This is a genomic window from Streptomyces boncukensis, from assembly GCF_011045075.1.
Taxonomy (GTDB): domain Bacteria; phylum Actinomycetota; class Actinomycetes; order Streptomycetales; family Streptomycetaceae; genus Streptomyces; species Streptomyces boncukensis.
The window spans coordinates 1-9,182 of sequence record NZ_JAAKZZ010000308.1 but is presented as its reverse complement, the minus strand read 5'-3'; the positions used below and the strand labels follow the sequence as shown (position 1 = coordinate 9,182).

At 73.2% G+C, this 9,182-nt stretch carries 7 protein-coding genes; 2 read left to right on the top strand and 5 right to left on the bottom strand.

Features of this window, described 5'->3' with window-relative positions; genetic code table 11:
- Positions 1–15 precede the first annotated feature (15 nt).
- Positions 16–378 carry an ATP/GTP-binding protein gene (locus G5C65_RS24645; RefSeq protein WP_165301113.1) on the top strand — a complete coding sequence of 121 codons (363 nt, stop codon included), beginning with the start codon at positions 16–18 and terminating at the stop codon, positions 376–378.
- 193 nt (positions 379–571) lie between these two features.
- Here the strand turns inward: G5C65_RS24645 and G5C65_RS24640 are convergent, their stop codons facing one another.
- The 5 genes from G5C65_RS24640 to mce form a co-directional block, all read right to left on the bottom strand.
- The gene (locus G5C65_RS24640) at positions 572–1,342 is read right to left on the bottom strand and encodes an ABC transporter permease (RefSeq protein WP_165301112.1); all 771 of its coding nucleotides are present in this window, start codon (positions 1,340–1,342) and stop codon (positions 572–574) included.
- A gap of 3 nt (positions 1,343–1,345) precedes the next feature.
- Entirely contained in the window at positions 1,346–2,368 is a 1,023-nt protein-coding gene (locus G5C65_RS24635) for an ABC transporter ATP-binding protein (RefSeq protein WP_165301111.1), read from the bottom strand.
- 169 nt (positions 2,369–2,537) lie between these two features.
- A complete protein-coding gene (locus tag G5C65_RS24630) occupies positions 2,538–3,506 on the bottom strand; it encodes a coiled-coil domain-containing protein (RefSeq protein ID WP_165301110.1) in 969 nt (322 codons plus the stop codon).
- A 124-nt stretch (positions 3,507–3,630) separates the two neighbouring features.
- Positions 3,631–7,062, bottom strand: coding sequence for a polarized growth protein Scy (gene scy, locus G5C65_RS24625; RefSeq protein ID WP_165301109.1), 3,432 nt, complete (start codon positions 7,060–7,062; stop codon positions 3,631–3,633).
- Between the two features lie 318 nt (positions 7,063–7,380).
- Complete coding sequence (mce, locus tag G5C65_RS24620) at positions 7,381–7,821, bottom strand: methylmalonyl-CoA epimerase (RefSeq protein ID WP_165301108.1); 441 nt, start codon at positions 7,819–7,821, stop codon at positions 7,381–7,383.
- A 132-nt stretch (positions 7,822–7,953) separates the two neighbouring features.
- On the opposite strand from mce, the gene G5C65_RS24615 reads away from it, so the two are divergent.
- Entirely contained in the window at positions 7,954–9,153 is a 1,200-nt protein-coding gene (locus tag G5C65_RS24615) for an acetyl-CoA C-acetyltransferase (protein WP_165301107.1), read from the top strand.
- The last annotated feature ends 29 nt before the right edge of the window (positions 9,154–9,182 follow it).

Below are 9,182 nucleotides of genomic sequence, written 5' to 3'. Positions count from 1 at the left end.
CCCCGGAGTGCCCCTGTGTCCCCGCGACGTAACCGCCCGCGTGGCGGTGCCGTGAAGTCCGCCCAGGCCGCCCGCGCCGCGTCAGCCGCCCGCGGCGGCGGTGGCGGCGGGGGCGAGGGGGAGCGCTATGGGCTGGAGCGCGTCGAGAGCTGGCAGGGCGAGGAGTGGGTGGTGCGGCAGATAAGCGGTGGCGCTGCGGCCAAGCGCTACCGCTGTCCGGGGTGTGACCAGGAGATCCCGCCCGGTGTGCCGCATGTCGTGGCCTGGCCGCAGGACGGCGGTGTGGCGGACCGCCGGCACTGGCACCGCGCCTGCTGGAGCGCGCGGGACCGCCGGGGCGCCCGGCTCCAGCGGTCCCGAAATGCGCCGCGCTACTGACCGCGCGCTGCTGTCCGCGCCGCACGGGCCGTGGGCGTGCGTCTATCCGTGCGCCCCTGTGCGCTCCGCCGTGCCCTGGCCGCCACCGTCCGTCCGGCTCTGCCCTGCTCGGGGAGCACGGATGCGCCCCGCGAGGGGCAGCCCCGGCCCAGCAGGATCAGCCGGACACGCCCCGCGCGTCACGCCCCACGCGTCACGCATCCCGCCGCTTGAGCACCGCGAAGCCGGCCACGAGCGCGGCCACCGTCCAGGCCACCATGATCAGCAGCCCCTGCCAGGGGCCGTAGGGGCGGTCCAGGGATTCCTGCACCACGGTCATCACCGTCTGCCCCGCCTGGTCCGGAAGGTATTGCGCGATCTTCTTCGTCGCGTTCACCTCGCCCAGGATGTTGGCGATGAGGAAGAACCAGGGCATCAGGATGCCGAAGGTCAGCAGCGGGCTGCGCAGAATAAAGGCGACCCCCACCGCGAACAGCGCGATCAGCGTCATATAGAGCCCGCCGCCGAGCACCGCGCGCAGCACCCCGTGGTCCCCGATCGAGACGCCGTGGTCGCCCAGCAGCGACTGGCCCAGGAAGAACGTCACAAAGCTGGTGACCATGCCGACCAGCAGTACCAGCAGCCCCACCACGATCACCTTGCACAGCAGGAAGACCCCGCGCTGCGGAACGGCCGCCAGCGAGTTGCGGATCATGCCGGTGCTGTACTCCGCCGACACCACCAGCACCCCGAACGCGATCATCGCGAGCTGGCCCAGGCCCATGCCGGCGAAGCTGACGAACGTCGCGTCGAAGGTCATCTTGTCGTGCGCCGACATGTCGTCGTACTCGTTGTTCGTCAGCAGGCAGATCAGGGCGCCCAGGCCGACCGTCACGACGAGCGCGAGGGCCAGGGTCCACACCGTGGACCGCACGGAGCGGACCTTGGTCCACTCGGACTTGAGTACGCGTGAGGTGTGCGCCATGGGTCAGTCCTCTTCGCTCGTCCGGCCCTGCCCGCCGGCCCGCCGCTGGTTCCACTCCTCGCCCCAGGCGGGCTGTGCGGGCTGCGCGGGGGGCTGTGCGGGCTGCGGGGCTCCTTCGGGCCCGGCGTGCGCGTGGTACTCCACGGCCTGCGCCGTCAGCTGCATGAACGCCTCCTCCAGCGAGGCCCGCTGCGGGCTGAGCTCGTGCAGCACCAGGCGCTCCGCGGCGGCCAGCTCGCCCAGCCGCTCGGCGTTGTCGCCCTCCACCTCGATCGCCCCGCCCTCCCCGGCGGAGAGCCGGAAGCCCTGGGCGGTCAGTACGTCGCGCATCCGCTCCGGCTCGGGGGTGCGGATCCGTACGTAGGTGTGCGAGTTCTCGGCGATGAACGCGGACATCGAGGTGTCGGCGAGCAGCTTGCCCTGGCCGATGACGACCAGATGCTCGGCGGTGAGCGCCATCTCGCTCATCAGATGGCTGGAGACGAACACCGTGCGGCCCTCGCTCGCCAGCCGCTGCATCAGCGTGCGGATCCAGTGAATGCCCTCCGGGTCGAGGCCGTTCACCGGTTCGTCGAACATCAGGATGTCCGGGTCGCCGAGCAGCGCGGCGGCGATACCGAGGCGCTGGCCCATACCGAGCGAGAAGCCCTTGGGGCGCTTGCCCGCGACGGCCGACAGTCCCACCATCTCCAGCACCTCGCCGACCCGGCGCGGGGGGATGCCGTTGGACTGCGCGAGACAGAGCAGGTGGTCGCGGGCCCGACGGCCGCCGTGCACGCCCTTGGCCTCCAGCAGGGCGCCGATGTGGTGGAGCGGCTCCTGGAGCTGGTCGTAGTGCTTGCCGTCGATATGGACGTCGCCGCTGGTGGGCGAGTCGAGGCCCAGGATCATGCGCATCGTGGTGGACTTGCCGGCGCCGTTGGGGCCGAGGAAGCCGGTGATGATGCCGGGGCGCACGGCGAAGGTGAGGTCGTCCACGGCCAGTTTCTCGCCGTAGCGCTTGGTGAGTCCCCGCAGCTCGATCATGAACCGACGCTATGGGATCCCCGTCAATCCCGCGACGCGGGGTACGCCAAACGGAGTACGCCGTCAGGGGTGCGGGTGCGATGGCCGGGCGCGCAGTTCCCCGCGCCCCTGAGGGGCGCCCCGGCGGGGCCCGGTATCGCCCCGTTACCGGGCCCCGGGGAACGGCGGGTCAGCGGGACTGCTGGGCGGGAACCCCGCGGCTCAGCGCCGAGGCCGCGTTGGACGCCGCCTCCTCCGAGGCGCCCTCCTCCGGCTGCCCGGCCGCGGCCACCGCCGCGCCCGTCAGCGTGGCCAGCATCTCGCGGACATTGGTGAGCTGGGCGTTGATGCTGTCGCGGCGGTTGGTCAGGGCCGCCAGCTCGCGCTCGGACTCGCTGCGCACCCGGTCGGCCTTGGCGTTGGCGTCGGCCACGATGTCCTCGGCCTGCCGCTGCGCGGTCTCCACGGTCTGCCGGGCGCGCCGCTCCGCGTCCGTCCGCAGCTTCTCCGCCTCCAGCCGCAGCTGTTCGGCGCGGTGCTCGATCTCCGCCAGGCGCTTCTCCGCCTTGGCCTGACGGGAGGCCAGATCCCGCTCCGACTGCTCCCGCCGCTTGGCGAGGTTCGTCTCGAAGTCGGCCGCCGCCTGCGCGGCCTTGGCGCGGGTGTCCTCGAAGAGCGAGTCCGCCTCCTCGCGCTTGGACTGGGCGTCCTTCTGCGCCTCGGTGCGGAGCGTCTGCGCCTCGCCCTTGGCCTTCTCGACGATGCGGGCGCCCTCGTCCTCGGCCTTCGCCTTGCGCTCGGCGGCGAACGCCTCCGCGTCGTTCCGCACCTGCTGGGCCGCGCCCTCGGCCAGCTCGCGGTGCTGCTCGGCGGCCCTGCGGGCCTCCTCGCGCAGGTCCTTGGCCTCCTCCTCGGCGAGGCGGAGGATCTTCTCGACTCGGGCTCCCAGACCGGCGTACGACGGTTCGGCGTCGTTGACCTGGGCCTGGGCGTTCTGCGTTTCGAGGTGGAGCTCCTCGATGCGCTTTTCCAGAGAGGTGATGCGAGCCAGTGCGCTGTCACGGTCGGCGATGAGCTTCGTAATGCGGTCGTCCACCTGCCCGCGGTCGTAGCCACGCCGCACGAGCTCGAAGCCGAAAGGGGAGGAAGTGTCGCTCATGGGGTTCCTGTCGATTCAGACGGGTTATCAGACGGGGAGTGATAGGGGGAATCCTAGGGGCAGAAGCGGCGTGTCACAGAGCTTATGCCCGTTTGATCTGGAGAATGTGCGCTCGTTCGAGTGGCTAGGACCCGGCGCCCTTGCCACCCGTACGGGTCGTACCCGCTCCAGCCCCCGCTTTGACACCGCCGTTGCTTCCGGAACTCCCGGATGACGCACCGCCTTTCTTGCCGCTGGGAGTGCCGGAGCCGCCGGAACCGCCCTGCGGGCCGGGGCCCGGGGGCGGCGGGGAGCCGGCACCGGGAGCCGGGCCGGGGCCCGGGTCCGGCGCCTCGAAGGACTCCAGCGCCTCCAACACGTCCTGCACTCGCGAGATCTCGGTGTTGATGTCCTCCTGGCGCCGCACCAGGACGTCGAGTTCGCGCTGCCCGGCCTCGACCGTGTGCCGCGCCTCCTCCTCGGCCTCCTCGCGGAACCGCTCTCCCTCGGCGACCAACTCGGCCTTCTTCTGCTCGGCCTCCTTCAGCAGCCCCTCGGCCTTCTTGACCGCCGCGATGCGGACCTTACTCGCCTCCGCGCCGGCGTCCGACCGCAGCTTCTCGGACTTCTGCTCGGCCTCCGCGAGCTGCTCCTCGGCGGCCTTGACCAGCTTGTCGCAGCGCTCGCCCGCCGACTGCATCGCCTCGGCGGCCTCCCGCCGCGCCCGCTCGTGCAGCTCCTCGATCTCGGACTCGGTGCGGGAGCGCAGCTCCTCGGCGCGCTCCCGGATCGCCGAGGAGTCGTTGCGGGCCTCCTCCAGCAGGGTGTCCGCGTCCGAGCGGGCCTTCTCGACGTGCTCCCGGCCCTCGGCCCGCGCCTCCTCCAGCAGCCGATCGGACTCGGTGCGCGCCGCGCCCACCATGGCGTCCGCCTGCTCCTCGGCGGCGGTCTGGGTGTGCACCGCCTCCTCCTGGGCCTGTGCGAGCAGCTGGTCGGCCTGCTCCGCGGCCTCGGTGCGCTTGGCGGCGGCCTCCTCGCGGGCCTCGTCGCGCACCCGCTCGGCCTCCGCGCGCACCCGCTCGGCCTCTTCCCACGCCTCCGCGACGGTCCGCTCCGCGAGCGACTTGGCGGCGTCCGTCTCCTCCCGCGCCTCCCGGCGCAGCGTCTCGGCCGCGTGCTCCGCGGCCGAGCGGAGCCCCGCGACCTCCTCCTCGGCCTCCTCGTGCAGCCCGGCCACCGAGTCCCGTACCTGCTGCGCGGTCTCCTCGGCGGTGGCCACCAGGTCCGCCGCGCGCCGCTCGGCCTCCCCGGTCAGCCGCTCCGCCTCGGCCTGGGCCTCCTCGACCCGCTTGCGCGCCGACGCCAGCAGCTCCTCGCTCTGCTCGCGGGCCTGCGTCCGCTCCTGGTGCGCCTCCTCGCGCGCGGACGCCAGCAGCTCGTCGGCCTCCCGGCGGCGCCGTGCCGCCTCCTCCTGCGCGTCGCTCAGCGCCTGGGCGGCCTCCGCGCCGGTACGTTCCGCCGCCGTGTCCGCCTCCGTGCGCACCCGGTCGGCGGTGGCCTGCGCCTCCTCGCGCAGCCGCTCCGCCTCGGCCGCCGCCTCGCTGCGCAGCTGCACCGCCAGGGCCTCGCCCTCGGCGCGGGCCTGCGAGGCGTCGGTGGCCGCCTCGGTGCGCAGCCGCTCGGACTCCTCCTCGGCCTGCTGCTGGAGGGTGCGGCTGCGGTCCGCCGCCTCGTTGCGCACCCGCTCCGACTCGGCGCGGGCCTCGTCCCGCAGCCGCTCGGCCTCCGCGCGGGCCTCCGCCAGCTCGCTCTGCGCCGCGGCCAGCTTCTGCTCGGCCTCCTCGCGCAGCCGGTCCAGCTCCGTCTGCTGCTCGCTCGCGCGCTCCCGGGCCGCCTGCTCGGCCTCCTCGCGGGTGCGCTGCCCGGCCTCGTCCGCGTCGGCGCGGGTCTGCTCGGCCTGCTGCTCGGCCGTCGTCCGCAGCTCCTCGGCCTCGGCGCGGGCGCGCTCCAGCGCCTCGTCGGCCTGCTCGCGCAGCGCCGTGGCGCGCTCGATCGCCTCGGTGCGGACCCGCTCGCTCTCCGTGGTGGCCTCGGTACGGGTCTCCTCGGCGTCGGCCTTCGCCTTGGCCAGCAGCTCCTCGGCGCGGCTCGCGGCCTCCTCGATCTGCTGGACGGCGTCCCGGCGGGCCTCGCCGCGGATCCGCTCGCCCTCCTCCACGGCCTCGGCCCGCAGCTGCTCGGCCTCGGTGCGCAGCCGCCGCGCCTCCTCCTGGAGCTCGACGGTCTTGGCGCGGTACTCCTTGGTGTCGTCCTTCGCCGCGCCCTTGAGCTGCTCCGCGGTGTCGTGGGCCTCGGAGCGCAGCCGGTCGGCCTCCGCCTCGGCCTCGGTGCGCAGCCGCTCGGCCTCCTCGGCGGCGGCCCTGGTGGTGGCCTTGGCCTCCTCGGACGCCTTGTTGAGCACGTCCTCGGCGGTGCGGGCCGCCTCCGCGAGCTGGTTCGCGGACTCCTCGGCGGTGGTGGAGCGGGCCTCCTCGCGGGCCTGCGCGATCAGCCGCTCCGCCTCGGCGCGGGCGTCCTGGCGGATCTGCTCGGCCTCGGCCTTGGCCGCCTCGGAGTCCTTGGTGGCCTCGCCGACCAGCCGCGCCACCTGGTCCTTGGCCGTGCGGGTGCGCTGCTCGTTCTCCGACTCGGCGTCGGCGATACGCCGGGCCGCTGCCTCCTCGGCCTCGGTGAGCTTCTGCTCGGCCTGCGCGCGGGCCTCCCGCAGCGCCGCGTCGGCCTCCTGCATCCGCTCCTCGGCCCGGCGCACCAGCTCGGCGGCGTCCCGGCGGCTGTTCTCGGACTCCTCGGCGGTGGCGGTGCGCAGCTGCTCGGCGTGGTCGGTGGCCTCCTGGGCCTGCGTCGCGGCGGCGCCCAGCACCCGCTCCGCGTCGGCGCGGGCGCGGCGCAGGATGCCCTCGGCCTCCGCGCGGGCGTTCTCCGCCTCGGTGCTGAGCCGCTGCCGGGACTCCTCGGTCAGCCGCTGCGCCTCGGCGCGCGCCTGGGCCAGCGACTGCTCGGTCTCCGCCCGGGTCTCCTCCATGAGGCGGCGGGCCTGCTGCTCGGTGCGGGCGCGCAGCTGCTCGGCCCAGGCGACGTTCTCGTTGACGTGGTTCTCGACCGTGGAGCGGCGCTCGGCCAGCTCCTGGTCGAGCTGCTGACGGCGGCGCACCGCCTCGGCGTGCAGCTCGGACTCCAGCCGGGCCTGCTGCTCGGCCTGCTCCTGCAGCAGCCGCTGGGTCTGGGCGCGGGCCTCGCGCAGCTCCCGCTCCGCGTCGGCCCGCATCTGGTCGGCCTGGAGCTGGGCGTTGCGGAGCAACTGCTCGGCCTGCTGCGAGGCGTTGTCGTATCCCGCCGGGCGCGTCGCGAGCGCGCGCCGCGCCTCGTGCAGCTTGGCGCGCAGCACCTCGACCTGGTAGCCGAGGTCGTCGGCGTGCTCGACCGCCTTCTCGCGCTCCTTCTTGAGCCGATCCATCTCGGCCTCGAACTGCGAGAGGTGATCGTCGGCGTCAGCCTCGTAGCGGTCGTAGCCCCGCACTGCGCGGTCCCATCCGTCCCCTGGTCGTCGTGGAGGTGATCAGAAACCTCACCGTGGACCCCATGTCATGGCGTCTGACGGAAATGGTGTCAGATCATCGGCGGAACGTGGACCGAGCCCCCAGCCCGGAGCACCCCGTCAGGTGCGGAGAGCCCGCCCCGGCCGGATGCCACTGTACCGGGCGCGGAAGCGGACGTCAGTGGTCCGTTGGCGCGGGCGCGGTGCGTTGCGGTTCCCCGCGAGGGGGCGCGCGCCGAGGATTCCGGTGCCCCCTGTGCGGCGGCCGGTTCGGCGCTGCGCCCTCCCGGCGCGGCGGACTCAGCCGTGCGTGCCCTGCTGTTCGGCCGCCGTCACCAGCTCCGTCAGCACCCCGTGGCAGTCCTTGGGGTGCAGGAACGTGATGCGGGAGCCCATCGAGCCGCGCCGGGGCTCGTCGTAGAGGACGCGGATGCCCTGGTCGCGGATGGCCTCCGAATCGCCGTCCACATCGGCGGTGCCGAAGGCGATGTGGTGGACCCCCTCGCCGTTCTTGGCCAGCCACTTGCCGACGGCGGAGTCCTCCCGTACGGGTTCGAGAAGCTGGATGTAGGACGCGCCTCCGTCGTCCGTGCCGTTGATCCGCAGCATGGCTTCGCGGACCCCCTGCTCCTCGTTGACCTCGGTGTGGAGCACCTCGAAGCCGTAGGTGCGGGCGTAGAAAGCGGCGGTGGTCTCCAGATCGGTGCAGGCGATCCCGATGTGGTCGATACGCGTCAGCATGGAGACAGTGCAGCGTCCGCGGCGTGATTACGCAACGTGCGCACGGTCACACTCTTGTACCGGTGACCGCGCGAGGTACCGCTCAGTACATTGATGGTAACCCTCGTTAACTTCCCTCCGGAAGGGGACCTCATGACTGCTACGTCCAGCAGCGCCACCTCTGTGATCGTCGCCGGGGCCCGTACGCCCATGGGGAGGCTGCTCGGGTCCCTGAAGTCCTTCTCCGGGGCCGACTTGGGCGGCTTCGCCATCAAGGCAGCCCTGGAGCGGGCGGGCATCGGCGGGGACCAGGTGGACTACGTGATCATGGGCCAGGTGCTCACCGCCGGGGCCGGGCAGATCCCGGCGCGCCAGGCCGCCGTCCAGGCGGGCATCCCGATGACGGTGCCCGCGCTGACCGTCAACAAGGTCTGCCTCTCCGGCCTGGACGCCGTCGCGCTGGCCGACCAGCTGGTGCGCGCGGGGGAGTTCGACATCGTCGTGGCGGGCGGCCAGGAGTCCATGACGAACGCGCCGCACCTGCTGCCCAAGTCCCGGGAGGGCTACAAGTACGGCGCCGTGGAGATGCTCGACGCGATGGCGTACGACGGGCTCACCGACCCGTGGGAGAACATCCCCATGGGCGCCTCCACGGAGCAGCACAACACCCGGCTCGGCATCGGCCGCGCCGAGCAGGACGAGATCGCCGCCGCCTCGCACCAGCGGGCCGCGGCGGCGCAGCGCGCCGGGCTCTTCCAGGCGGAGATCACGCCCGTGGAGATCCCGCAGCGCAAGGGCGACCCGGTGCTGTTCTCCGAGGACGAGGGCATCCGCCCGGACACCACGGTGGAGACGCTGAGCACGCTGCGGCCCTCGTTCTCCAAGGACGGCACGATCACCGCGGGTTCGTCCTCGCAGATCTCCGACGGCGCCGCGGCCGTGGTCGTGATGAGCAAGGCGCGGGCCGAGGAGCTCGGGCTGGAGTGGATCGCGGAGATCGGCGCGCACGGCACGGTGGCGGGGCCGGACAACTCGCTCCAGTCCCAGCCGTCCAACGCGATCCAGCACGCCCTGAAGAAGGAGGGCATCGCGGTCGGCGACCTCGATCTGATCGAGATCAACGAGGCGTTCGCGTCCGTGGCGCACCAGTCGATGAAGGACCTGGGAATCGGACCCGAAAAGGTGAATGTCAACGGGGGCGCCATCGCGCTGGGGCACCCGATCGGCATGTCCGGGGCCCGGCTGGCGCTGCATCTCGCGCTGGAGCTGAAGCGGCGGGGCGGCGGGGTCGGCGCGGCGGCGCTGTGCGGAGGCGGCGGCCAGGGCGACGCCCTCGTCGTCCGCGTCCCGTGACACCTCCCAACTACGCTGCGGGGTAGCGG